This is a genomic window from Aeromonas sp. 600724 (assembly GCF_049175135.1).
In the GTDB taxonomy this organism is placed as follows: Bacteria; Pseudomonadota; Gammaproteobacteria; order Enterobacterales; family Aeromonadaceae; genus Aeromonas; species Aeromonas veronii_A.
On record NZ_JAAKUM010000013.1, the window covers coordinates 40,084 to 64,650 of the forward strand.

18 protein-coding genes are annotated in these 24,567 nt (G+C 59.2%); 15 read left to right on the top strand and 3 right to left on the bottom strand.

The genetic code is table 11. The features are described from left to right. Positions 1–154 precede the first annotated feature (154 nt). The 3 genes from pabB (at position 155) to G5168_RS13235 (ending at position 3,562) form a co-directional block, all read left to right on the top strand. Positions 155–1,438 carry an aminodeoxychorismate synthase component I gene (pabB, locus tag G5168_RS13225; protein WP_235699316.1) on the top strand — a complete coding sequence of 428 codons (1,284 nt, stop codon included), beginning with the start codon at positions 155–157 and terminating at the stop codon, positions 1,436–1,438. A gap of 42 nt (positions 1,439–1,480) precedes the next feature. Beyond that, a complete protein-coding gene (locus G5168_RS13230; protein WP_005351753.1) occupies positions 1,481–2,047 on the top strand; it encodes a CoA pyrophosphatase in 567 nt (188 codons plus the stop codon). Positions 2,048–2,263: 216 nt separating this feature from the next. Beyond that, positions 2,264–3,562: a serine/threonine transporter gene (locus G5168_RS13235; protein ID WP_005345325.1), complete on the top strand. Its 1,299-nt coding sequence runs from the start codon at positions 2,264–2,266 to the stop codon at positions 3,560–3,562. A 573-nt stretch (positions 3,563–4,135) separates the two neighbouring features. Here G5168_RS13235 and sstT read toward each other — a convergent pair. After that, the gene (gene sstT / locus G5168_RS13240) at positions 4,136–5,386 is read right to left on the bottom strand and encodes a serine/threonine transporter SstT (RefSeq protein WP_227342822.1); all 1,251 of its coding nucleotides are present in this window, start codon (positions 5,384–5,386) and stop codon (positions 4,136–4,138) included. Between the two features lie 355 nt (positions 5,387–5,741). On the opposite strand from sstT, the gene G5168_RS13245 reads away from it, so the two are divergent. From G5168_RS13245 to G5168_RS13260, 4 genes are all read left to right on the top strand, one after another. Then, on the top strand, positions 5,742–7,658 hold the full coding sequence (locus tag G5168_RS13245; RefSeq protein WP_421252313.1) for a RecQ family ATP-dependent DNA helicase: 1,917 nt from the start codon (positions 5,742–5,744) through the stop codon (positions 7,656–7,658). A 587-nt stretch (positions 7,659–8,245) separates the two neighbouring features. After that, the gene (locus tag G5168_RS13250; protein WP_033113275.1) at positions 8,246–10,168 is read left to right on the top strand and encodes a PrkA family serine protein kinase; all 1,923 of its coding nucleotides are present in this window, start codon (positions 8,246–8,248) and stop codon (positions 10,166–10,168) included. A gap of 23 nt (positions 10,169–10,191) precedes the next feature. Then, on the top strand, positions 10,192–11,463 hold the full coding sequence (locus G5168_RS13255) for a YeaH/YhbH family protein (protein ID WP_005360363.1): 1,272 nt from the start codon (positions 10,192–10,194) through the stop codon (positions 11,461–11,463). 9 nt (positions 11,464–11,472) lie between these two features. Further along, positions 11,473–12,993 (top strand): SpoVR family protein, encoded by a 1,521-nt coding sequence (locus G5168_RS13260; RefSeq protein ID WP_040065652.1) that lies wholly within the window; start codon positions 11,473–11,475, stop codon positions 12,991–12,993. Between the two features lie 164 nt (positions 12,994–13,157). On the opposite strand, the gene fadJ is transcribed toward G5168_RS13260, so the two are convergent. Both fadJ and fadI read right to left on the bottom strand, forming a co-directional pair. Beyond that, the gene (gene fadJ / locus G5168_RS13265; RefSeq protein WP_227343047.1) at positions 13,158–15,305 is read right to left on the bottom strand and encodes a fatty acid oxidation complex subunit alpha FadJ; all 2,148 of its coding nucleotides are present in this window, start codon (positions 15,303–15,305) and stop codon (positions 13,158–13,160) included. Then, positions 15,305–16,615 carry an acetyl-CoA C-acyltransferase FadI gene (fadI, locus tag G5168_RS13270; protein ID WP_227342818.1) on the bottom strand — a complete coding sequence of 437 codons (1,311 nt, stop codon included), beginning with the start codon at positions 16,613–16,615 and terminating at the stop codon, positions 15,305–15,307. The genes fadJ and fadI overlap by 1 nt, the downstream gene beginning before the upstream one ends. A 182-nt stretch (positions 16,616–16,797) precedes the next feature. Between fadI and G5168_RS13275 the strand changes: the two genes are divergently transcribed. Genes G5168_RS13275 through G5168_RS13310 form a run of 8 tightly spaced genes read left to right on the top strand, consistent with a single transcriptional unit; the run spans position 16,798 to position 24,513 of the window. Further along, the gene (locus G5168_RS13275; RefSeq protein ID WP_064341237.1) at positions 16,798–17,748 is read left to right on the top strand and encodes an AAA family ATPase; all 951 of its coding nucleotides are present in this window, start codon (positions 16,798–16,800) and stop codon (positions 17,746–17,748) included. Then, positions 17,739–18,641, top strand: coding sequence for a DUF58 domain-containing protein (locus G5168_RS13280; RefSeq protein WP_227342816.1), 903 nt, complete (start codon positions 17,739–17,741; stop codon positions 18,639–18,641). Before G5168_RS13275 ends, G5168_RS13280 begins: the two co-directional genes overlap by 10 nt. Further along, positions 18,626–19,165, top strand: coding sequence for a DUF4381 domain-containing protein (locus G5168_RS13285; protein ID WP_227342814.1), 540 nt, complete (start codon positions 18,626–18,628; stop codon positions 19,163–19,165). Before G5168_RS13280 ends, G5168_RS13285 begins: the two co-directional genes overlap by 16 nt. Then, complete coding sequence (locus tag G5168_RS13290; protein ID WP_204479202.1) at positions 19,162–20,154, top strand: VWA domain-containing protein; 993 nt, start codon at positions 19,162–19,164, stop codon at positions 20,152–20,154. Before G5168_RS13285 ends, G5168_RS13290 begins: the two co-directional genes overlap by 4 nt. Then, the gene (locus G5168_RS13295) at positions 20,145–21,596 is read left to right on the top strand and encodes a VWA domain-containing protein (RefSeq protein ID WP_227342812.1); all 1,452 of its coding nucleotides are present in this window, start codon (positions 20,145–20,147) and stop codon (positions 21,594–21,596) included. Before G5168_RS13290 ends, G5168_RS13295 begins: the two co-directional genes overlap by 10 nt. Before the next feature lie 20 nt (positions 21,597–21,616). After that, a complete protein-coding gene (locus G5168_RS13300) occupies positions 21,617–23,128 on the top strand; it encodes a BatD family protein (RefSeq protein ID WP_204481353.1) in 1,512 nt (503 codons plus the stop codon). Positions 23,129–23,141: 13 nt separating this feature from the next. Further along, positions 23,142–23,741, top strand: coding sequence for a sigma-70 family RNA polymerase sigma factor (locus G5168_RS13305; RefSeq protein WP_204479196.1), 600 nt, complete (start codon positions 23,142–23,144; stop codon positions 23,739–23,741). After that, positions 23,734–24,513, top strand: a complete 780-nt coding sequence (locus G5168_RS13310) for a DUF3379 domain-containing protein (protein ID WP_227342808.1) — start codon at positions 23,734–23,736, stop codon at positions 24,511–24,513. The genes G5168_RS13305 and G5168_RS13310 overlap by 8 nt, the downstream gene beginning before the upstream one ends. Positions 24,514–24,567 lie beyond the last annotated feature (54 nt).

Sequence of the window (24,567 nt, forward strand, 5' to 3'; positions counted from 1 at the left end):
TATGATACGCTTGCCCACCAGCACCGACTAGGGTTCGGGAACCAAACTGTTGCCTGTGTAACATAAAATGACGCCAACACTTCATATCCATCATCTAGACCATAGTGCTGAACTCCATCAGCTTTTTGCCCGCCTGCAACATCAGCCGTGGGCCATGTTGCTGGAATCGGCGGGACCACTCGGTGCCGATAACGGCTTTGATATCATCACTGCCGATCCGCTGGCGACCCTCGAAACCCGTTGCGAGGTGACCACTCTCACCTGGCATGGTAAGAGCAGCGAACACAGCGAAGATCCCCTCGCCCTGCTGGCCCATACCCAGCGACAGCTGCTGGGGGAGCTGGATCTGTGTGCCACTCACCTACCCTTTATCGGCGGTGCCCTCGGCCTGTTTGGCTATGATCTCGGCCGCCGCTTCGAGCGACTGCCAGTGCAGGCCGCCGCCGATATCGCGGTGCCGGACATGGCTGTAGGCATCTACGACTGGGCGCTGCTGCGCAATGTGGCAACTGGCGACTGGCAGCTGGTGCACTGGGGGGATAAAGCGGGCCTTGCCAACCGGCTGGCCTGGCTTGAACAGCAGCAGGCCAAACCGGCCCCCGCTTTTGCCTTGCAGGGGGCGTGGCAGAGCAATATGAGCCGCGCCGAGTATGGCGAGAAGTTTGCCCGCATTCAGGAATATCTCGCCGCGGGGGATTGCTACCAGATCAACCTGACCCAACGTTTCAGCGCCCCCTATCAGGGGGATGAGTGGCAGGCCTATTGCCTGCTGGCAACCGCCAACAAGGCCCCCTTCTCAGCTTTTATCCGCCTGCCGGATAGTGCGCTGCTGAGCCTCTCTCCCGAGCGGTTCCTGCTGCTTGATGGTCGCCATATCGAAACCAAACCCATCAAAGGCACTCGCCCTCGCCACCCTGATCCGGCCACCGATCGGCAAGTCGCGCGGGAGCTGGCGCAAGCCGACAAGGACAGATCAGAGAATCTGATGATCGTTGATCTGCTGCGCAACGATATAGGTCGGGTCAGCCGGCCTGGCTCGGTCAGCGTGCCTCATCTCTTTGCGGTGGAGTCGTTTCCGGCGGTACATCATCTGGTCTCCACCATCCACGGTGAGCTGGATGCACGCTGGCAAGGAGTCGATCTGCTGCGGGCCTGTTTCCCGGGTGGCTCCATCACCGGCGCCCCCAAGATCCGCGCCATGGAGATCATCGAAGAGCTGGAGCCCCAGCGCCGCAATGCCTATTGCGGCAGCATCGGCTATCTCAGCCAGCATGGCCGGATGGATACCAGCATCTGCATTCGCACTTTGATCGCCGAAGCGGGTCACCTGCACTGCTGGGCCGGTGGCGGCATCATCGCCGACTCCGACGCCGACAGCGAATATCAGGAGACCTATGACAAGGTCGCCCGCATCCTTCCGCCTCTGTCGGCGCTGTAACCCTCCCCACCGTCAAGGCAACACACAGGAGAGCTCCCCGCCATGGATCGCCACGAACTGCTGACCCGCTTCCAGTTGCAGCGACCCGCCCCGGCCCATCGCCTCGCCATTGGCGGGCTCAGTCCGGCGGCAGTGTTGATCCCGGTGGTGATGCGCGATGAGGGGCTCAGCGTGTTATTGACCCGGCGCAGCCCACGGCTGCGTCATCATGGGGGGCAGATCAGCTTCCCCGGCGGGCGACAGGATCCCGGCGACGAAAACCTGATTGCCACGGCACTGCGGGAGACCGAAGAGGAGCTCGGCATTCCGGCCCGACTGATTGAAGTGATCGGCACCCTCAACCCGCTCAATACGGTGTCACGATTCGAGGTGCTGCCGGTGCTGGGGCTGCTCGATGGCAACTATCCCCTCATCCTGAGTCCGGATGAGGTGGATCACGCCTTCGAAGTGCCGCTGACCCATCTGCTGGATCGGCGCAACCACATCCCCCTGACCCTTTCCAGAGGGGGGAAAGCGCACACCATCTACTGGATCCCCTGGCAACAGCACTTTATCTGGGGGGCTACCGCCAGCATGATCAACCAGCTAGCCCAGCATCTCGCAAAATAACAATTTACCCACATTTGGCTGGGCGAGATTTAATCATTAACACTAAAATAACGTGCCAATTGATAAACAATAATTGATTTTTTCTTGTTTTGATCACATTTCCATAAGAAAGTGCGGTTTTTCGTGCCGTAAAGATGAATTTGATCAACATTTTTGATTAGAAAAACCGTATCCTTGCGCCGACTTAATAAGAACCACACATTCGGGGTGAGATAGATGTCAAACACAGTCACTGGCACGCAGGGAGTTGCGGCGTCAACAGAGCAAGGGATCAGCTCTACTCAAACCACTCGTTGGGAAAAACGCGACTCTACCTGGGTCATCAGTCTGTTCGGGACCGCGGTTGGCGCGGGGATCCTGTTCCTGCCGATCAACGCGGGTATGGGCGGTTTCTGGCCGCTGGTCGTCATGGCGCTGCTGGTAGGCCCCATGACCTATCTGGCTCACCGTGGTCTGGCCCGCTTCGTCCTTTCCTCCAAAAAGCCAAATGCAGACATCACCGAAGTGGTGGAAGAGCACTTTGGCGTGGGTGCCGGTAAATTAATCACCCTGCTCTACTTCTTCGCCATCTACCCCATCGTGCTGATCTACGGCGTGGGCATCACCAACACCGTGGAAAGCTTCATGGTCAACCAGCTGCAGATGAGTGCCCCGCCGCGCTGGATCCTCTCCATCGTGCTGATCATGGGCATGATGTCGGTGATGCTGGCCGGTGAAAAGCTGATGCTGAAAGTGACCGAGCTGCTGGTTTATCCGCTGATCGCCATTCTGGCCGGTATCTCCCTCTACCTGATCCCGGACTGGACCGGTGCCGCGCTGGAGCAAGTACCCTCTGCCAAGGATTTCGCCACTACCCTGTGGCTGACCATCCCGGTACTGGTCTTCTCCTTCAACCACAGCCCGGCCATCTCCAGCTTCTCCCTGGCCCAACGCCGCGACCACGGTGATCAGGCTGTCGAGAAAGCCGATGCCATCCTCAAGCGTACCGCCATGGTGCTGCTGGGCTTCGTGATGTTCTTCGTCTTCTCTTGCGTCATGAGCCTGACACCGGCCCAGCTGGCAGAAGCCAAGGCTCAGAACATCGCCGTGCTCTCCTATCTGGCCAATCAGCATGCCAGCCCCATTATCTCCTACTTCGGTCCGCTGGTTGCGTTCGTCGCCATCGTCTCCTCCTTCTTCGGCCACTATCTGGGTGCCCGTGAAGGTCTGAAAGGGATGATCGTGCAGAACATGCGCAAGTCCGGCAAAGAGCCGAACGCCAAGAAAGTCGAGATGTTCATCATCGCCTTCTTCATCCTGACCCTGTGGGGCACTGCCATTGCCAACCCCTCTATCCTGGGCATGATTGAATCCTTGGGCGGCCCGATCATCGCCACCATCCTGTTCATCATGCCGATGTACGCTATCAAGCGCGTACCGGCCATGGCGAAGTATCAGGGCCATATCAGCAACGTATTTGTCGCTGTGATGGGGATGATCGCCATCTCCGCCATCCTCTATCAGCTGGTCGGTTAATCCCCTACCTGCCGCTGATAGCAAAAAGCCAGCCGAATAGTCGGCTGGCTTTTTTATCTCTGCAATCTGTGCCACCGCGATTGTCCTGCTCTCTCCTTATTACTCCCCCCCACCTTGTTGGATATCTGCATGCTCACCAGCACCATAACTGAGCACGTCGGGTATCAACATGACCCCCATGCCCGCAGCTCAATATCGCCAACACGTTTACTCCCCCTCACCAAACCATGATGGCGTGTCTGATAGGACGAGCTCATCTGCCGCAGCCAGCCACCTCCATTCTTCTTTAATACTGTGATGCTGTGATGCTGTGATGCTGTGATTGTCCTGAAGATCTGAGGTAAGCCATAGCAATCGGCTCTTGGCAGAGAAGGCAAAAATGTGTAACGCACAACAGAAGGAGGAAGCACGACTCGAAGGGATAAAGACAAGGCAGCGCCCTGGACAAGGGAGACAGAATGTCCGGCACATCAGCCAAAGAGCCTGCTTAAAGAGGAAAAGAGAGCAAAGCCGACAATAAAAAGCGCCCTCCGAAGAGGGCGCAAGTGTGTTGCGAAACTGACCGTTACGAGATCAGGCTTCGCGGCTCGGTACCGGAGCCACATCCAGCAGGCTTTCATCTTCGGCCATGCACGCTGCGGCGGTGAACAACACGTCGGTGGAGCTGTTCAGCGCTGTCTCGGCGGAATCCTGCAGCACACCGATGATAAAGCCGACGGCTACCACCTGCATGGCGATGTCGTTGCTGATACCAAACAGGCTGCACGCCAGCGGGATCAGCAGCAAGGAGCCACCGGCGACACCGGACGCGCCACAGGCACTGACGGTGGCAACCACGGAGAGCAGCACGGCTGTTGCCATGTCCACTTCCATCCCCAGGGTATGTACCGCCGCCATGGCGAGCACAGTGATGGTGATGGCCGCACCCGCCATGTTGATGGTGGCACCCAGCGGGATGGAGACCGCGTAGGTATCTTTGGGCAGGCGCAGTTTTTCACACAGCGCCATGTTGACCGGAATGTTGGCGGCAGAGCTGCGGGTAAAGAATGCGGTCACGCCGCTCTCTTTGAGGCAAGTCAGCACCAGCGGATAGGGGTTGCGCTTGATCTTCCAGAAGACGATCAACGGGTTGACCACGAAGGCGATAAACAGCATGCAGCCGATCAGCACCACCAGCAGTTGGGCATAGCCAAACAGGGCGTCAAAGCCGGTCTCTGCCAGAGTGGAGGCAACCAGACCCAAGATCCCGAGCGGAGCACAGCGGATCACCGCTTTCACGATGGCGGAGACACCGTGAGACAGGTCAGTGATGAGCGCCTTGGTGCTCTCGTTGGCATGGCGCATGGCGATACCCAGACCGATGGCCCACGCCAGGATCCCGATATAGTTGGCATCCATCAGCGCCTTGACCGGGTTGGTCACCACGTTGAACAGCAGGGTCTGCAGTACCTCGGTGATCCCGCCTGGCGGGGTGATCTCGGCAGTATTGGCCACCAGATGGAGGTTGGAGGGGAACAGGAAGCTGGCAATCACCGCGACCACGGCCGCAGAGAAGGTACCAAACAGATAGAGCAGCAGGATCGGTCGCATATTGGTCTTCTGACCCTGCTTGTGACCAATGATGGCCGCCATCACCAGTACGAATACCAGCAGCGGGGCTACCGCTTTCAGTGCGCCAACGAACAGACTGCCGAGCAGACCAGCCGTTTTCGCCCACTCGGGGGCAAACATCGCCAGCAAGATACCGAATACCAGACCAACCAGGATCTGGCTGACCAGACTGGTGCTATTGACCAGCCGAAGGAGGGGGTGTTGTTGTGTCATCAAAAAAGTCCCTAAGCACCGTAGTGCATGAATCATGAGTCCTGTCTGCAACCACCCATCGGGAGACCCCTGTCGCCCGAATGTGGTGTCTGTGGCCAGCCTTCTGTCGGGCCGATCCGCCAATCACCGGATTGCATGTCGGAATATCCCATTCGCCATCTTTTTTTTCCAGAGACTCACCAAAAAATATCCCGTTTCCATCACAAAAAACCGCAACAAAACCTTAACCACAGCGCAACCACCCATTTTTGTACGTTTTATCGACACTCTCTGCCATTACCCTCAGGACCATTCCTGTGTCATCCGTGACCGTCGTCGCTGTGCTATCATCCCCCATTTGCTGCGGAGCCTTGCCATGATCCCATCCCTGCTCAACCAATATTTTGGTTTCTCCGCACTCAGACCTGGTCAGGAGGCGGTGATCAGCCGGGTGCTGGCAGGTCAGAGTGCCGCCGCTATCTTTCCCACCGGCTCCGGCAAGTCGCTCTGTTATCAACTGCCTGCCCTCGCCCTACCTCACCTGACCCTGGTTATCTCGCCGCTGCTGGCGCTGATGCACGATCAACTCGCCTTCCTCAAAAGCAAGGAAATAAGCGCCGCTACCCTCGACTCAAGCCAGAGCCCGGAGGAGAGCCGACGAGTGATGCAGCAGGCGCTGGATGGCCAGCTCAAGATCCTGATGATCTCGGTGGAGCGACTCAAGAACGAGCGCTTTCGCCGCTTTATCCAGCAAGTGCCGCTCTCGCTGCTGGTCGTCGATGAGGCGCACTGTATCTCGGAGTGGGGCCACAACTTTCGCCCCGACTACCTCAAGCTGCCGAGCTATCGCCATGACCTGAAGATCCCGCAGGTGCTGCTGCTCACCGCCACCGCCACACCGGCGGTTATTCAGGATATGCAGACCAAATTCGGCATCGCGCCGGAGGGGGTCGTGGTCACCGGTTTCTACCGCTCCAATCTTGATCTGACGGTCATTCCCCTGGCGCTCGATGCGCGGGATAGCTGGCTCGCGCAGGAGTTGGCCAACGATCCGGCGGCCCCCACCATCGTCTACGTCACCTTGCAACACACCGCAGAAGCCTGTGCCGAGCACCTCATTAGAGAAGGGATCAACGCCCGCGCCTATCATGCCGGACTCGACTCGGCGCTGCGCAGTCAGATCCAGCACGACTTCATGGCGGGCAAGGTGGATTGCATCGTCGCCACCATCGCCTTTGGCATGGGGATCGACAAAGCGGATATCCGGCGGGTCATTCACTACGATCTGCCTAAATCCATCGAGAACTACAGCCAGGAGATTGGCCGCGCCGGACGGGATGGCCAGCCATCGCGCTGTATCGTGCTGGCCAACCAGAGCCAGCTGCCGGTGCTGGAGAACTTCGTCTACGGCGATACGCCGGATTTGAGTGCCATCCTCCAGCTCCTTGCCATCATCAAGCAGAGCGGGAGCGAGTGGGAATTCACCCTGCTGCGCCTCTCCAACGACACCAATATCCGCCAGTTGCCCCTTAAAACCCTGCTGGTCTATCTGGAGATGGCAGGCATCATCACCCCGGCCTACAGCTACTACGCCGACTACCGCTTCAAGTTTGTGCTGGATAAAGGCGAGATAGTGAGTCGCTTCAATCCGGATCGTCGCCAGTTTCTGGAGCAACTGTTCGCCTGCGCCCCGCAAGCCCGCAGTTGGTGCACCATGGACTTTGACGCCCTATGGCAGGGCTATCAGGGGGAGCGGCAGCGGGCCGTTGCGGCGCTCGACTACCTGCAGCAGCAAGGCTGGATCGAGCTTGAAAGCAAACAGATGACTGAGGTCTACCGGATCACCCGTCAGGGGTGGGACAACGAGCAGGAAGCAAATGCCCTGCACGCCCTGTTCCTGCAAAAAGAGCAGAGCGAGCTGGCAAGACTGCAAGCCATGCTCGACTTTTTCACTTCGAATGAGTGCCTGAGCCACCGCCTCGCCCGCTATTTCGCCGATGAGGTGGCGCCGGTTCATTGTGGCCACTGTTCGGTTTGTCGCGGCGAGGTGGCACATCTTCCTCCCCTATCCTCACTGACCATGCCAAACGAGGCGGGGATCCGCGCCTGGTGCGATCCGCTGATTGCCAAAACCGGTTCGGTGGATGCTCGTGTTCTGGCCCGTTTCCTGTGCGGCATCACCACACCGCTGACCAGCCGGGTCAAGGCCAAATCGCTGGCGGGCGCAGGCCAGTTGGCCGCCCACCCGTTTGCCCGCGTCCTGGCGGCAGTGCAACAAGCCTACCCTTGCTAGGTGAGTGCTGGCGGCTTCAATAGCCACCAGCAGAAGCGTTTATAGACACAGAAAAAGAAGACCCTCGCGGTTGCGAGGGTCAAGCCAACGGAAACGTGCTTAAACAGAGCTTGGTGAGGCAACAGTCAACTCTCTTGCTAAAGCGTCTTGCTGCTCACACATCGCCAATCTAGGGCACTCAAAATGTAGCGTCAATGTAAAAATTAGAGTCTAAACTCCAAACAAAGCAATTTACGTTGACGTTCACGTAATGATATTTTCATTCATAACCCCGCCAACCCGCAGCCCCATTGCCTTTCGTCAAACCCCTTAATCTTTTCGCAATAAGTTCCCTGTTTCCCATAAACATTTATTTTTTATGTCTTTGACATTTACCTCACTATCGTGGCAAAAATAATTTAACAGTCAGTAACATAGCGGTGTTGTTGACTGACCCTCCCCGCACAAGGATCGGGCAGGTTTCTTCAGAATTTAACCTATCAACCGTGATGGATTACTGGAGTCTGTTGACTAGGCTTTAAAAGCGCACAACACAAAAGCAGTCATCCACATTTTTCAGGGTAAGCGACTATAACGAGGGCAAAGTTATGGGCATATTCGAGCATTACCAACAGCGATATGAAAAAGCGAGAGAAGAGGAATATACCATCCAGGAGTTCCTGGATATGTGTAAGCAGGACAAAGCCTGCTACGCCTCCGCAGCCGAACGTCTGCTGACCGCCATTGGTGAGCCGGAGATGGTAGACACCTCAGCCAACCCCAGACTGAGCCGACTCTTCTCCAACCGCGTCGTGGCACGCTATCCCGCCTTCAAGGATTTCTACGGGATGGAAGAGGCCATCGAACAGATCGTCTCCTACCTCAAACACTCCGCCCAGGGGTTGGAAGAGAAGAAACAGATCCTCTATCTGCTGGGCCCCGTTGGCGGCGGTAAATCCTCGCTGGCAGAGAAACTCAAATCCCTGATGCAGAAGGTGCCCATCTATCGCATCAAGGGCTCACCGGTCAACGATCACCCCTTCTGCCTGTTCGACATCGAAGAGGATGGGGAGATCCTGGAAAAAGAGTACGGTATCCCGCGCCGTTACCTGCGTCCCATCATGTCCCCCTGGGTGGCCAAACGCCTGCACGAGTTTGGCGGCGACATCACCAAGTTCAAGGTGGAGAAGGTCAACCCCTCCATTCTCGATCAAATTGCCATAGCCAAAACGGAACCCGGTGATGACAACAACCAGGATATCTCCTCACTGGTCGGCAAGGTCGACATCCGCATGCTGGAGCACTTCGCCCAGGATGACGCCGATGCCTACTCCTACTCAGGTGCGCTGTGTAAAGCGAACCAGGGAGTGATGGAATTTGTGGAGATGTTCAAGGCCCCCATCAAGGTGCTGCACCCGCTGCTGACAGCAACCCAGGAGGGTAACTACAACGGTACCGAAGGGCTCTCCGCCCTCCCCTTTGACGGCATTCTGCTGGCTCACTCCAACGAATCCGAGTGGCAGCAGTTCCGCAACAACAAGAACAACGAAGCTTTCCTCGACCGCGTTTACATCGTCAAGGTGCCTTACTGCCTGCGCGTCTCGGAAGAGGTGAAGATCTACGAGAAGCTGCTGGTCAACAGTGAACTGACCGAGGCCAAATGCGCCCCGGGCACCCTCGAACTGCTGGGTCAGTTCTCGGTGTTGTCACGGCTGAAAGAACCCGAAAACTCCAGCATCTACTCCAAGATGCGGGTCTATGATGGCGAAAGTCTGAAGGACACAGATCCGAAGGCGAAGAGCTATCAGGAGTATCGCGACTACGCAGGTGTAGACGAAGGGATGAATGGTCTCTCTACCCGCTTTGCGTTCAAGATCCTCTCCCGCGTCTTCAACTTCGACCACGCGGAAGTGGCCGCCAACCCGGTGCACCTCTTCTATGTGCTGGAGCAGCAGATCGAGCGCGAACAGTTCCCGCAAGAGCTGCACGATCGCTACCTTGAGTTCATCAAGGGCTATCTGACCCCGCGCTATGTGGAGTTCATCGGCAAGGAGATCCAGACCGCCTATCTCGAGTCCTACTCCGAGTACGGTCAGAACATCTTCGATCGCTACGTCACCTACGCCGACTTCTGGATCCAGGATCAGGAGTACCGTGACCCCGAAACCGGCCAGCTGTTTGACAGAGCGTCTCTCAACAGCGAGCTGGAGAAAATTGAAAAACCCGCCGGGATCAGCAACCCGAAAGATTTCCGTAACGAAATCGTCAACTTCGTGCTGCGTGCCCGGGCCAACAATGCAGGCCGTAACCCCAACTGGACCAGTTACGAAAAGCTGCGCACCGTGATCGAGAAGAAGATGTTCTCCAACACGGAAGAGCTGCTGCCGGTTATCTCCTTCAACAGCAAAACCTCGGCCGAGGAGCAGAAGAAGCACGATAACTTTGTCGAACGGATGATGGAGAAAGGCTACACCCGCAAACAGGTGCGACTGCTCTCCGAATGGTATCTCAGGGTACGCAAGTCATCCTGACCCTGACTGTTCAAGGGGGAGTTATGGCGCATTTTATCGACCGCAGGCTCAACGGCAAAAACAAAAGCGCTGTCAATCGGCAGCGCTTCATCCGCCGCTACAAGAAGCAGATAAAACAAGCGGTCTCGGATGCTGTCTCCAAGCGCAGCATTCAGGACGTTGACAAGGGCGAGAGCATAAGCATCCCGACCAAGGATATTGGCGAGCCCCATTTTCATCAGGGGCACGGCGGTAAACGGGAGATGGTGCATCCCGGCAATGATCAGTTCGTCTCCGGCGACAAGATTGACCGTCCCAAAGGAGGGGGCGGCGGACAGGGTTCAGGCGAGGGACAAGCATCCAATCAGGGAGAAGGGGCCGATGATTTCGTGTTCCAGATCTCCAAGGATGAGTATCTCGATCTGCTGTTTGAAGATCTGGAGCTGCCCAGGCTGCAGAAAACCCAGCTCAACCAGCTGATGGAGGTGAAAACCTATCGGGCGGGCTACACCTCCAACGGGGTGCCCGCCAATATCAACGTGGTGCGTTCCCTGCAAAATTCACTGGCGCGGCGCATGGCGCTGCAAGCGGGCAAGAAGCGCCAACTGCATGAACTGGAAGATCGGCTGGCCCTGCTGGCCACCGATCCCAACGAACACTTTGCCGAGATCGCCCTGCTCGAGAAGGAGATCAGGGAGCTGAAACGACGGATCGATGCGGTACCGTTTATTGACACCTTCGATCTCAAGTTCAACAACTTCGTCAAACGGCCCGTCCCCTCCAGCCAAGCGGTGATGTTCTGTCTGATGGACGTCTCGGGCTCCATGGATCAGGCCACCAAGGAGATGGCCAAACGTTTCTATATCCTGCTCTATCTGTTCCTGAGCCGGACTTACAAGAACGTAGAAGTGGTCTATATCCGCCACCATACCCAGGCCAAGGAGGTGGATGAACACGAGTTCTTCTACTCCCAGGAGACAGGCGGCACCATCGTCTCCAGCGCCCTCAAGATGATGAATGACATCATCAACGAGCGTTACCCGGCCAACCAGTGGAACATCTATGCGGCGCAGGCGTCGGATGGTGACAACTGGGCCGATGACTCACCGCAGTGCCGTGAAATTCTGGCGCGGGACATCATGCCAAGGGTGCGGTACTACTCCTACATCGAGATCACCACCCGTGCCCACCAGACCCTTTGGCACGAATATGAGTCGGTAGCCAGCCAGTTCCCCCACTTTGCGATGGAGCACATTCGCAAGGTCGAGGATATCTATCCGGTGTTCCGCGAGCTGTTCAAGAAACAAGCGGCGTGAGGAGGTCACATGATCGAAACAGAAAAACGTGTAGCGCCACTGGATGACGGACCAGACTGGAACTTCGATCTGCTGGAGACCTATCACCAGGAGATCGCCCGGGTCGCCCGTTTCTACAAGCTGGACACCTACCCCAACCAGATCGAGGTGATCACCGCCGAGCAGATGATGGATGCCTACTCCAGCGTCGGCATGCCCATCGGCTATCAGCACTGGTCGTTCGGCAAGCGCTTTATCCATACCGAGCGCAACTACAAGCGCGGCCAGATGGGACTGGCCTACGAGATCGTCATCAATTCCGATCCCTGCATCGCCTACCTGATGGAGGAGAACACCATGCCGATGCAGGCGCTGGTGATGGCGCACGCCTGCTACGGTCATAACTCCTTCTTCAAGAACAACTACCTGTTCAAGGCCTGGACCGATGCCTCCTCCATCATCGACTACCTGCTGTTCGCCAAGAACTACATCACCCAGTGCGAAGAGAAGCATGGCATCGAGGCGGTGGAACAGCTGCTCGATTCCTGCCATGCCCTGATGAACTTCGGGGTGGATCGCTACAAGCGTCCCCAGAAGATCTCCATGGCCGAGGAGAAGCGGCGCCAGAAGGCGCGGGAAGATTATCTGCAAACTCAGGTCAATGAGCTGTGGCGTACCCTGCCCAAGCAGCATAAAGCGGCAGGGGTGGAGGACAGGCGCTACCCCGCAGAGCCCCAGGAGAACATCCTCTACTTCATCGAGAAGAATGCCCCCTTGCTGGAGCCTTGGCAGCGGGAAGTGGTGCGCATCGTGCGCAAGATAAGTCAGTATTTCTATCCACAAAAGCAGACTCAGGTGATGAACGAGGGGTGGGCCACCTTCTGGCACTACACCATCCTCAATCACCTCTATGACGAGGGCAAGCTGAGCGATCGCTTCATGATGGAGGTGCTGCACAGCCACACCAATGTGGTCTATCAACCTGCTTACAACAGTCGCTACTACTCGGGGATCAACCCTTATGCGCTGGGGTTTGCCATGTTTACCGACCTGCGCCGCATCTGCGAGAACCCGACCGAGGAGGATAGATACTGGTTCCCCGACTATGCCGGCAGCAACTGGGTCGACACCCTCCACTTTGCCATGCAGAACTTCAAGGACGAGAGCTTTATCAGCCAGTTCTTAAGCCCGAAAGTGATGCGGGATATGAAGTTGTTCGCCATTGATGACGACGATCTGAAGAACTATCTGAAGGTCTCCGCTATCCACAATGACGAGGGGTACCGTCAGGTGCGCAATACTCTGTCGGCCCAGTACAACCTCAGCAATCTGGAACCCAATATTCAGGTGTACAACGTCGCCGTGAAGGGGGATCGCTCCCTCACCCTGCGCTATGTGCCCCACAACCGCATCCCCCTTGGCGACTCTCGCCATGAGGTGCTCAAGCACCTCCATCAACTGTGGGGATTCGACGTGGTGCTGGAGCAGGACAACGGTGAACTGCCACCCGATATTATCGGCCGCTGCCCGGAGCGTAAGCCGGGTATCTAAGCTTACCACCTCGCAAATGGCCCACTTCGGTGGGCCATTTTTTCGGCCTTCGCCTCTGCCTGCATCATCGCAGCACCACCTGAATAACCCGAACAAACCACAGCATAGAAAGAGGCCCGCATGGGTGCGGGCCTCGTTGTCTTGCGGTCAATCTGCAGCAGTTATCAGTAGAAGGTCTGCTGCTCTGCGGCCATTGCCTTGAGGCGGGCACAAGGGGCAAACCGGTCGCCATGGCGCTTCTGGTAATACTCCAGACGGCCAACCAGATGATCAATCCCAAGCGTGTCCATGTAGCGGAACGGGCCGCCAAGGAAAGGCGGGAAACCGATGCCGAAGATGGCACCGATATCACCATCACGGGCCGACGCCACCACACCGCTATCCAGCGCCATGGCCGCTTCGTTGAGCATCAGCAGCACGCAGCGCTCGGCGATCTCCTGACGGGCCAGCTTGGCAGACGGCTTGATGCCGAGCACGCCATAGACGCTCTCGTCCACCGTCTTCTTGCCCTCTTTGCCAGTCAGCTTGTTGCGCGGTGCCGCCTTGCCATAGAGATAGAAGCCCTTGCCGTTCTTGCGTCCCTTGCGATCATTTTGCAGCAGCTTGTCGAACGCCTTGGGCGCCTGGAACTGCTCGCCGCCCAGCTCTTTCTCAAGGATGGGGGAGATCTTGGCGCCCACATCGATCCCCACCTCATCGAGCAAGGTGATGGGGCCAACCGGGAAGCCAAAGTCCAGCAGCGCGCTATCCAGCACCTCTACCGGCTCCCCTTCCAGCACCAGTCTTGCCGCCTCATTCATGTAGGGCGCCAGGATGCGGTTGACGTAGAAACCGGCTTCGTCCTTCACCACGATGGGCGTTTTGCCCTGGGCGCGGGCAAAAGCCAGGGTGGTAGCGACCGTCTCGGCACTGGTGCCAGCGTGGGGGATGATCTCCGCCAGCGGCATCTTGTCCACCGGGCTGAAGTAGTGCAGCCCCACGACTCGCTCTGGGTGCGCCGCCTCTGCCGCAATCTGGTTGATGGGCAAGGAAGAGGTGTTGGAGGCAAACACTGTGTGCTCACCGCACTCACGCTCCACGTCCTTCACCATCTGGTGTTTGAGATTGAGATCTTCAAACACCGCCTCCACCACCATGTCCACCCGGTGGAAACCGGAGTAGTCGAGGGTACCGGTCAACAGGCTCATCTGCTTTTCCAGCTCGCTGCGCAGGATATGACGGCGCTTGAGCTTCTTGGCCAGAATGTCATAGCTGTAGCGCATGGCATTGCCGATCCCGGCGCTTGCCACATCCTTGATCCGCACCGGCACGCCCGCCTTGGTAGCGGTGACGAACGCGATGCCGCCCCCCATCAGACCACCGCCCAGCACGGCGGCATGGCCCACCTTGCGCGGCTCGGCTCCCTGATAGGTGACCTCTTTCTTCATCTCCGTGGTGGCAAAGAAGATGGAACGCAGGGCGGCAGACTCGGCAGTCATCACCAGCTCGCCAAAGTGGCGGGATTCAGCGGCCAGACCGGCCTTCATCCCCTCCTCCACGCCGATGCGTACCACGTCCAGGATCCGCTCCGGCGCCGGATAGTTGCCGCGGGTCTTGGCTTTCACCCCCTTGCTGGCCTGATCGAACAGCACCTTGCGACCCAGCTTGTTGGTCTCCAGCACCTTGCCCTGCAGATCCCGTTTCAACTGATGGCGCGGTTTGCCCTTCTTGGCCAGCTTGATGGCAGCATCCAGCAAGATTGACGGCGGCACCACATCGTCCACCAGCCCCAATTTCTTGGCTTGTTTGGCCCGCACCTGCTTGCCGGTCAGCATCAGATCCAGCGCCTTGGCCACCCCGATAAGGCGCGGCAGACGCTGGGTACCGCCAGAGCCCGGCAGCAGACCGAGCTGCACTTCCGGCAATCCCAGCACGGTTTTACCGTGCTCGGTCACCACCCGACCATGGCAGGCCAGCGCCAGCTCCAACCCGCCACCGAGGCAGGGGCCATGAATGGCGGCGATCACCGGAATGGTCAGCCCCTCGATCTCGGCAAAGATCTCCTGCCCTTCTCGTGACAGGGTCTCGGCATCCTTGGCACTGGTGCAGGCGGCCAGCATGGTAATGTCAGCGCCGGCGATGAAGGAGTCCTTCTTGCCGGAGGTGATCACCAGCCCGATCAAATCCTTGTTGCGTTTTACCTCGTCCAGTACGGAGCGGATCTCCTCGACAAAGGCGGCTTTCAGGGTATTCATGCTCTCGCCCGGCACATCCATGGTGAGGATGCCGATGCCATCTTTGCGAACATCCAGGGAAAAAGTCTTAGCGCTCATCATTCAACCTCCAACACCATAGCCACGCCCAATCCACCCGCCGCACAGGCGGTGTTGAGCCCCAATCCCCCACCGCGACGACGCAGCTCGTGCAGGGTCTGGGTGATCATCCGCGCACCGGTCGCGGCAAAGGGGTGGCCATAGGCCAGCGAACCGCCGAGGACGTTGAACTTCTCCATGTCCACCTCGCCGATGGCCTGATCGCGGCCCAGCTTGTCACGGGCAAACTCGTGGCTGGCAAACATCTTGAGGTTGGCCAGAGTCTGGGCGGCAAAGGCTTCGTGCATGTCGATCAGAGTCAAATCGCTGAGCGTGATGCCGGCTCTGTCCAGCGCCAGCGGCGTGGCGTAGGAGGGCCCCATCAGCATGTCTTGCCACACATCGATGGCCGAGAAAGCGAAGCTGCGGATATAGCCCAGCGGTTTGAGGCCCAGCTCTTTCGCCCGCCCTTCGCGCATCAGCAGCACGGCGGCAGCGCCATCGGTCAGCGGCGTGGCGTTGGCAGCCGTCACTGTGCCATGAACCCGATCAAACACCGGCTTGAGCTTGGCGTAGCTCGCGAGATCCGAGCTTTCACGGATATTGTTGTCCCGCTCCAGCGGCGACTTGTAGGGCGGTACATGGGCGGTAAACACCTCGCCACTGAGCTTGCCATCGGCCCAAGCCTGCGCGGCCAGAGTGTGGGAGCGATGAGCTAACGCATCTTGCGCCTCGCGGCTGATCTGGTGACTCTTGGCCATCTGCTCGGCGGTCTGTCCCATGGAGAGGCCAGTAGAGTATTCCGCCACGGCAGGCGGCACCGGCAGCAGATCCTTGACCCGCAGCTGACGTAGAATATTGAAGCGCTGCTGCAGATTGCGCGCCTTGTTGAGATCCACCAGGGCACGGGCCAGCTTCTTGCTCACTCCGATAGGGAGCACGGAGGAGGAGTCCGCACCGCCAGCGATGGCGATATCCACAGTGCCCGCCATGATGGATTCGGTGACGTTGGCCACCGCCTGAAAACTGGTGGCGCAGGCGCGGGAGACGCTATAGGCATCGGTATTGACGCTCATGCCGGTGCCAAGCACGATTTCACGGGCAATGTTGGGGGCTTCCGGCATCTGAACCACCTGACCAAACACCAGCTGGTCGATAAGCTTGGGATCGAGATTGGTACGGGCGAGCATCTCGCTCACCACCAGTTTGCCGAGATCGACTGCAGGCACGCCATGAAAGGCGGTGGCCTGCTTGGCAAAGGGGGTACGCAGCCCCGCCACGACGGCAATCCGTTCGCCCTGGCGAGTCGTCAGTTTCAATGGCTGTTTCATCCTGGCTCCTTGGTTTAAAAGGCAGAGGTCTGACCTCATTGCACCACATCTTAACAATCCAATCACAAGTTTCATACAGCTGATTGAAACTAAATTAAGCACGGCAAGGCCCCTTTGCTCGCCCTTGGGGAGCAACTGGAGTATAAAAAGATCAACTTCCATAAAAACAACGGGTTTATCGCATGGCAGCGGCCGAGTTCAGAGCACTTAGGGACTATCTTGGCAGTCAGATCCTGGGGCAGGAGGAGCTAATAGAAGGGCTCCTGATTGCCCTGTTATGTGAAGGACATGTGTTAATCGAAGGGGCCCCCGGCCTTGCTAAAACCCGCGCCGTCAAGGCGCTCGCTGGCGCCGTCGAAGGGCGCTTTGCCCGTATCCAGTTTACCCCCGACCTGCTTCCTGCCGATCTCACCGGCAGCGAGGTGTTTCACCCGCAGGATGCCAGTTTTGTTTTCCAGCCAGGCCCCCTCTTCAACCATCTGGTGCTGGCAGACGAGATCAACCGGGCGCCAGCCAAGGTACAATCAGCGCTGCTGGAAGCCATGGCCGAACACCAGATCACCGTGGGCAAAAAGAGCTGGCGGCTGCCACCTCTCTTTATGGTCGCCGCCACCCAGAACCCCATCGAGCAGGAGGGAACCTATCCCCTGCCGGAGGCGCAGCTCGACCGCTTTCTGCTCAAGTTGATGGTGGATTACCCAAGCCCCACCATGGAGCTCGCCATCTTGCAGCTCAACGCCAGCGGCGAACAGCTTGGCGCGGCACCAGTGACCCTGAGTCAGACCAGCTTGCAGCGTGCCCGCAGCGAAGTGCTGGCGGTAACCATGCAAAGCCGACTGGAGCACTATCTGGTGGAGCTGGTCTGCGCCACTCGCCCGGGCAGCGGCCTTTGCCCTGCCCTTGAGCCATTGATTGCCGTAGGGGCCAGCCCTCGGGCTACGCTGGGGCTGGCTCGCTCCGCCCGCGCCCGAGCCTGGCTTGCCGGACGAGATTATGTGCTACCGGAAGATATCCAGCTGCAAGCCTATCCGGTGCTGCGCCACCGCCTTATTCCCAGCTATCAGGCACTGGCCGACAATCTGGATAACGATATCCTGATCGCTCAACTGCTGGATCAGGTGCCATGCCCCTAGAACCCGGTCTGCATCCCGATATCGCCCTGTCGCTGCCACGGCTGCTCAATATCCGGCTATGGGCCAAGGCCAGGAAGCCACCTCACGCAGGCAGAAGCAGCAGCGAACGCGGCAAACCGGGCCGCTCTCCCGGACTCACGTTTCGGGAGCTGCGCGCCTATCAGGCTGGTGACGAGGTACGCCATATCGACTGGCGAGTGACCGCACGCCTCGGTCGTCCCTATACCCGCCTCTATAGCGAGGAGCTGGATCAGGCGCACTGGCTGCTGCTCGATCTCTCTCCCGCCATGTATTTCGGCTCCACACTGCAGCTCAAGGCGCGACTGGGGTGCGAGCTGGCTGCAGCCCTGATCTGGCAAGGGGAGAAGCTGCACAACACCCTGATTTGCCACGGGCTTATCCCAAATCACCAGAGCCAGCGCGGCAGCGTGCTGCCCCTGCTCGAATCCCTCTGCCATCACTATCAGCAAGGGCTGGCCCGCCGGGCGCTTTCTCACTCGCTGGGCGACACCTTGTCCGGCGTGAAGCTGCCTCACGGTGCCAAGCTGACGATCATCACCGATCACAGATCCTGCGAGTCGGCGCTCTGTCAGCAATTGCAACTGCTCTCCCGCCGCCACGATATTCACTATTGGCAGATCCGTGACCCCCTCGAGGCAGCCCTTCCCCCTGACGGCCAGCTGCCAGTGGCTATCGATCGGCCAGGGCAGCACTATCAGGGCTGGCTGGATGGGAGCCATGCCGGTTTCTCCCAGCGCTACCGGCATGCCGCCGAGCAGCAGCTGGCCCACGGCAAGCAGTTGCTGTTGCCATTGGTGCAGCGCCTCTATCTGCTCGATAACAGCCAGACGCTGCAACAGCAGTGGCAGGAGGGGCTATGTCATCAGGGATGATCTCGCCCGCCGAACTCGACAGCGCCAGTCCAGCCTCCGACGCCATCACTCCGCCGCTGGCCGCCCTGATGCGCGACATCCACCCGGGACCTGATCTGATTGAACAGAGTCTTGATCCCAGAGTGCAGGCGCTACTGTGGCTATTGATCACAGCGTTATTGCTGCTGCTGATCGTCTTGATTGCCCGGAGAGTGATACGTTACCGCCGCTGGTGTCATCAGCTGGAGGGAGATCCGGCGCTGCTGGTGGCACGCATACAGGAGGCCCTGCGTCATGAAGCACTGCAACGCTGGCCCGAGGCGCGCCAATTGCAGGGAGAGGCGTGGCTCGCCTTCGTCGATCGTCACGGCGGCAGCAATTTTAGCCAGTTTTCGTCTCACTGGAGCAGTTGGCTCTATGGCAGCCAGAACCCGACTCGCGAGCAGAGCGAACAACTGCGGCAACATTATCGCCGCTGGGGTCAGACCCTCTTCTTGCAACGCTCTCCCCGCTCGGGGCGTAAAACCGCACGGAGGCATTCATGATCCTGGCCTGGCCCTGGTTTGCGCTGGCGCTGGTACTGCCCTTGCTGGTGCGCTTCGGCTTGCCGCCCCTGCGCCGCGGCTATCTGGCTCACCCCGGGTTTGCGCTGCTGCGTCCTCAGGCCGGATTACCGCTCTGGCGCGCCATGCTGCTCTGGTGCGCCCTTATCCTCGCCCTCTGCCGCCCCCAGTGGTGGGGAGAACCGGTTATTCAATATGAAGGGAGTCGGGATCTGCTGCTGGCGGTGGATCTGTCAGACAGCATGCGCACCCCTGATATGCTCGATAACGGCGAGCAACAAGCACGGCTAACGGCGGTGCGCCAGCAGATCAAGACGCTGATCGCCAAACGGGCCGGAGACAGGGTGGGCCTCATTGTCTTTGCCGATCACGCCTACCTGCTCTCTCCCCTCACTCAGGAGATCCCGGCGCTGTTGACCTTGAGCGACGAGCTCGATTTTGATCTTGTCGGCCGAACCACCGCCCTTGGCGAAGCCATCCAGCTGGCACGTCAGCATGGAGATCCGGGTCGCCCCACCGCCCTGCTGCTGGTCACTGATGGCCGCAATACCGCAGGCAATGCCGACCCGCTGCAGGAGGCAAAACTCGCCGCAGCGCAGGGAATACGGATCTACACGCTGGGGGTCGGGGCCGATCCCGATACCTTTATTCAACCCTACGATGAGGCGGGCAGTGGTCAGGCCGATCCCAGCAGCGAACTGGACGAGCCGCTCCTGAAAGAGCTGGCACAGACAGGCCAAGGGCGTTACTTTCGGGCACGCACCCAGAGCGATCTCGATGCCATCAACGTGACCATCAATGCCCTTGAACCTGCCCCCATGCCGATTGCCCAGTACCAGCCGGTGATCGAGCTCTACCCCTGGCCGTTGGCACTGCTTTGTGGCTTGTTGCTTCTGCCGTCAGGGCACGGCAGGCTGGAGTTTCGCATGGTGCGTAGCTGGCTGACACGAGGCGCACGCAGATGGAGTTGATCTTGCTCCGCCCCCTGTGGCTGATCGCACTCATCCCCTGGCTCTGGCAAGGGTGGCGCCGTCGTCGCAAGCCCACGCTGCTCGCACCTGCGATGCAGGCTTATCTGCTGCCAGCATCCCACCCTCAACGCCCCTGGCTTTGGTTGGCGACACTGCCCGTCATTTTGGCTCTGAGCGGACCGGCACTGCGCGGCGAGCTGCAACAGCAGCCTGCAGCGCCGCTCGATATCTGGCTGCTGGACTTGTCACGCTCGATGACCGCCACCGACCTCAAACCGGATCGGGCGACCCGGGTCAGGTGGCAGTTGCAGCAACTGCTGAGCCGTGCTCAGGGCGAGCGCATCGCGCTGATCCTCTACGCAGGCGATGCCTACCTCGCCATGCCGCCCACCCGGGATCATCAAGCCCTTTCGCTGCTGCTGCCCGACTTGCGCCCCGATATCATGCCGCTGCAGGGCAGCAACCCGGCACGGGCGGTGGAACTTGCCATGAAGCAGCTGGCCCCTGGAGAACAAGCGCGTCTGCTGCTGATCACCGACGACCTCACCCGGAATCAGATGACCCAAATCGCCGCCCTGTGGCCCTGCCAGCAACGCCTTCTTTGCCGCGACACCCAGTCGGCACGCCTCGATATTCTGCTTGCCAGCAGTGGTCAACCGGCCCCCATGCCCGCCATTCCGGCCAATGAGTTGGGGTTTGCCGCCCGCATGCCCGCGCAGTTGCCCGCCCCCGATAGTCAGGCCATTGCCGCACTGGCCAATCGCCTCGGCGGTGAGCTGCAGTGGCTTGGCAGCAACACACCCCGCTTTGCTTCCCTCCCCACCACGACCTCGGCCCTCACCCCGGCACCACTGGATCTTGGCCCCTGGCTGCTGATCCCCTTGTTACCACTGGCCTTGCTGGCCAGAGTCGGCGCCCGGTTGATGATGGCGCTGATGGTGGGTGCTCAGCTGCTTGCGCCACAAGACCTGCAAGCGGCAGAGAGGGGAGACCTGCAAGCGATGCAGGCTTATCAAGAGGGGGATTTTCAGCGGGCAGCCCGCACCTTCAACGATCCAGTCTGGCGCGGCAACGCCTGGTATCGAGCTGGTGCCTACCGGCAAGCCATCTCAGCCTATCAGGAAGCGGCGAGTGCCACCGCCCACTACAACCGCGGCAATGCCCTGCTGCAGCTGGGGGAGTTTGCCGCGGCCAAGGAGGCCTATCTGGCGGCCCTGGCACTGGAACCCGGCCATGAAGATGCGCTCTATAACCTCTCTCTGTTACAGGGCACAGCGGCGGCCGCTCCCGATACCAGTAACAGCAAGCAGCCCGAACCATCGGCAGCTCAGCAGGCGACGGCAATGCCCTTGCCCTCCTCTCCCCCGGTGTTGCTACTGGAGCAGCGACTGCGTAAAGAGGCGCTGCGCCGGGATCTTATCAAGGTGGAGGAGCCCTGGTGACGCGGGCAGGATGGGGGTTGTTGCTCGCACTGGCGAGTCCACTTTGCTGGGCCTTACCCCCCCGGGCAGAGCTGCTGCCGGGGGCTGACCCCAGCGATTGGCTGCTGATCATCGAAGCGGATGGCGAGCGCCAGAGCAACGAGCTGGAGATCTCCCCCCTACTGCGCCAATTTGCAGTGGGCAGAGTGACCATGAGCCGGGTCACGACCCCGGTACAACAACTGACTCGCTGGCAGATCCCGCTGCACCAGAGCAATTCAACCGCAAATACCGAGGTGGTGATTGCCCCGCTCAAGCTGGGAAATGAGTTCACCCCCTCGCTCACCCTGCCATTGAGAGAGGTGAAAACAGCGGCACTACCGCAACCCGCAGCCCCCTCGCCCCTCGAGATGCAGGCCAGCCTTGATCATCAGGGCCCGCTCTATCCCGGCCAGCCGGTGATCTACCGGCTGACACTGTGGCTGCCCACCAGTATGCAAAACCCGGCGCTGAGCGAACTCAGCTCTGCTAGCTTCACCATCCGTCGCCTCGGTAGCGACGAGTGGATCGCCCCCGCTCAGGCTGGTCTACCAGGCCGGCTCACCCGCAGCTGGCTCGTTCAGGCAAAAGCGCCTGGGCTATGGCTCCTCGACTCACCCCGCTTGCAGGGGCAGCTCACGCAGCAGGGGAGCAAGCCGCAAAAACTCTCGGCCCGCGCGGCACCGCTCGAGGTGAGGGTTGACAAGGCCCCCGCCACGCCGGTGGCCACCCGGCTGACCCTGAGTCAACGGCTTGAACCGGCCTCCAAGGGGGAAGTGGGTGAACCGCTGATCCGGATCCTCACCCTGACCATGGAAAATGGTGACAGCGGCCAGATCCAGCTTGCCCCCCTGATGGCCCATCAACTGCCAAGCGGCATACAGGCACATCCCGATGGCGAGCAACAGCAGGAGCGTTACCGAGATGGCAAGCTGCTGTTTGAGCGACAGTGGCGCCAGACTCTGGTCGCGGAGCAGAGCGGCGACTACCAGCTGCCCCCCATTGATCTGCCCTGGTTTAATACCCAAAGTGGCCGGATTGAGCAGGCCAGCCTGCCCGCCATCACGCTGACGTTTCAGGCAACGACAAATCGGCAACCTGATCAGCAGACATCGCAGGTGGCACTGCGAGAGAGCCTTTGGTGGGTCGTGCTGGCCATAACGCTGCGTACGCTATGGCGCAACGGGCCCCGCTGGCGCGCCTTCTATCAACTGCAACGAGCCCTTGCCCGACACCAGCCGGATGCCAGTCGCAAGACGCTGATCCGGTGGGCGACCTTGCGCTGGCAGGTCTCCTATTATCAATTAGGCCAGTTGCCTGACGCTGGGCATAATCGGCTCGGCAACGCGCTAGCCGCACTCGAGCGAGCCTGTTTTTCACGACCCTCTTCTGGCCCCCCCATCGAGTGGCGCGCTCTGGCGCGTACCCTCAGGGCAGATGAAGCTGCCGGTATTGCGCACCTGATTTACCTGCTGGCGCACGGGAGTTACCGCTTCCGCCGCCACGCCCCCTGACAAGGATTGCTCTATGGCACTGCTGTTTTTTAGAAAAAAACGTGCTCAGCAGCATATTGGTGGAAATGATCCGGCCATTTCGCCGGTCTCTGATCCCATGGCTGACAAACAAACCAAATTTGAAGCACTGGTTCATGCGCTGCACGGCGATCTATACCGGTATGCCTACTGGCTGACCCGGGATCCCAACGTAGCGGAAGATCTGGTGCAAGAGACCTTTCTGCGAGCATGGAAGGCTATCGACACCCTGCAGGATGACAAGGCAGCCAAAGGGTGGCTGATCACCATCCTCAGACGGGAAAACGCCCGCCGCTTTGAACGCAAACAGCTGGAACTGATTGATCTCGACGATCACCCTCAACCCCAGCACGATGCGCTGCACAGCGAACAGGAGATGGAGAACGAGTGGTTGCACCGTCACATCGCCCGGTTGCCCGAGGAGTATCAGGAGCCACTGCTGCTGCAAGTCGTGGGAGGATTCAGTGGTGAGGAGATTGCCGAGATGCTCGGCCTCAACAAGAACACCGTTATGACCCGACTGTTTCGCGCCCGCAACCAGATCAAGGAGGCGATGGAGCAGAAGAACCAAGCAAGAGGACACGGACATGGATGAACTCGAATTTCGCCGCAACGCCATGATCCAGCCCAACGATCAACAACCGGACTTTCTCAAAACTGCTGAAGCAAGCCAGGCCAATCGGAACTACCTCGACGAGATGAAGCAGTTCGACAGAAGCCTCAAGCGCACCATGCAGGTAGAGGTTCCCGCCGGACTGGCCGAGCGGATCCTGCTCAGGCAAGCCATGCTGCAAGACAGTGACGCGCCAGATGATATGCCGCCATCCCGCCCCCTTGGCACGGCACCGGTCAAGATCCGGACATCGACATCCTGGCGCCAGATCGCCCTGGCTGCATCGGTCGCCTTCCTGCTGGGAATGAGCACCCGCTGGATCACGCTGCCAGAAACGGCTCCTGCGGCCCTCTCCCTCGCACAGGTGGCGATGGCTCATGTCTATGGTGAAGAACCCTTTATTGAAGGTGTCGATGAGCAGGTCAATCTGCATAGCATCAATGCCAAGATGGAGAAGTATGGCGCCACCTTAAGCGGGATGGATGGGCTTAAGGTGACCTATGTCAATCACTGCTCGTTTTATCAGGGACCGGCCTTGCACATGGTGATCCAGGGAAAGATGGGGCCAGTCACTCTCTTTTTAGTGCCCAAACATGTGCCATTAACCCTGCAACAGGACACCTTTGATGATGGCACCCTCAAAGGGGAGATAGTCCAGCTCAAAGGCGCCAATATGGTACTGATTGGCGAGATGAAAGAGCCACTTGCCCCTGTTGCCAACGCCCTGCAGTCACGTCTGCAGTGGGACATTTAACATCGCTGGTTAACAACCTCAGAGCCATCCTCAATAGCAGGCGGCGGTCACGAG

What these genes read in the sequence shown, in the direction of transcription:
- pabB (WP_235699316.1), top strand. Translation starts at nt 155, where the DNA reads ATGTTGCTGGAATCGGCGGGACCACTCGGTGCCGATAACGGCTTTGAT.
- G5168_RS13230 (WP_005351753.1), top strand. Translation starts at nt 1,481, where the DNA reads ATGGATCGCCACGAACTGCTGACCCGCTTCCAGTTGCAGCGACCCGCC.
- G5168_RS13235 (WP_005345325.1), top strand. Translation starts at nt 2,264, where the DNA reads ATGTCAAACACAGTCACTGGCACGCAGGGAGTTGCGGCGTCAACAGAG.
- sstT (WP_227342822.1), bottom strand. Translation starts at nt 5,386, where the DNA reads ATGACACAACAACACCCCCTCCTTCGGCTGGTCAATAGCACCAGTCTG.
- G5168_RS13245 (WP_421252313.1), top strand. Translation starts at nt 5,742, where the DNA reads ATGATCCCATCCCTGCTCAACCAATATTTTGGTTTCTCCGCACTCAGA.
- G5168_RS13250 (WP_033113275.1), top strand. Translation starts at nt 8,246, where the DNA reads ATGGGCATATTCGAGCATTACCAACAGCGATATGAAAAAGCGAGAGAA.
- G5168_RS13255 (WP_005360363.1), top strand. Translation starts at nt 10,192, where the DNA reads ATGGCGCATTTTATCGACCGCAGGCTCAACGGCAAAAACAAAAGCGCT.
- G5168_RS13260 (WP_040065652.1), top strand. Translation starts at nt 11,473, where the DNA reads ATGATCGAAACAGAAAAACGTGTAGCGCCACTGGATGACGGACCAGAC.
- fadJ (WP_227343047.1), bottom strand. Translation starts at nt 15,305, where the DNA reads ATGAGCGCTAAGACTTTTTCCCTGGATGTTCGCAAAGATGGCATCGGC.
- fadI (WP_227342818.1), bottom strand. Translation starts at nt 16,615, where the DNA reads ATGAAACAGCCATTGAAACTGACGACTCGCCAGGGCGAACGGATTGCC.
- G5168_RS13275 (WP_064341237.1), top strand. Translation starts at nt 16,798, where the DNA reads ATGGCAGCGGCCGAGTTCAGAGCACTTAGGGACTATCTTGGCAGTCAG.
- G5168_RS13280 (WP_227342816.1), top strand. Translation starts at nt 17,739, where the DNA reads ATGCCCCTAGAACCCGGTCTGCATCCCGATATCGCCCTGTCGCTGCCA.
- G5168_RS13285 (WP_227342814.1), top strand. Translation starts at nt 18,626, where the DNA reads ATGTCATCAGGGATGATCTCGCCCGCCGAACTCGACAGCGCCAGTCCA.
- G5168_RS13290 (WP_204479202.1), top strand. Translation starts at nt 19,162, where the DNA reads ATGATCCTGGCCTGGCCCTGGTTTGCGCTGGCGCTGGTACTGCCCTTG.
- G5168_RS13295 (WP_227342812.1), top strand. Translation starts at nt 20,145, where the DNA reads ATGGAGTTGATCTTGCTCCGCCCCCTGTGGCTGATCGCACTCATCCCC.
- G5168_RS13305 (WP_204479196.1), top strand. Translation starts at nt 23,142, where the DNA reads ATGGCACTGCTGTTTTTTAGAAAAAAACGTGCTCAGCAGCATATTGGT.
- G5168_RS13310 (WP_227342808.1), top strand. Translation starts at nt 23,734, where the DNA reads ATGGATGAACTCGAATTTCGCCGCAACGCCATGATCCAGCCCAACGAT.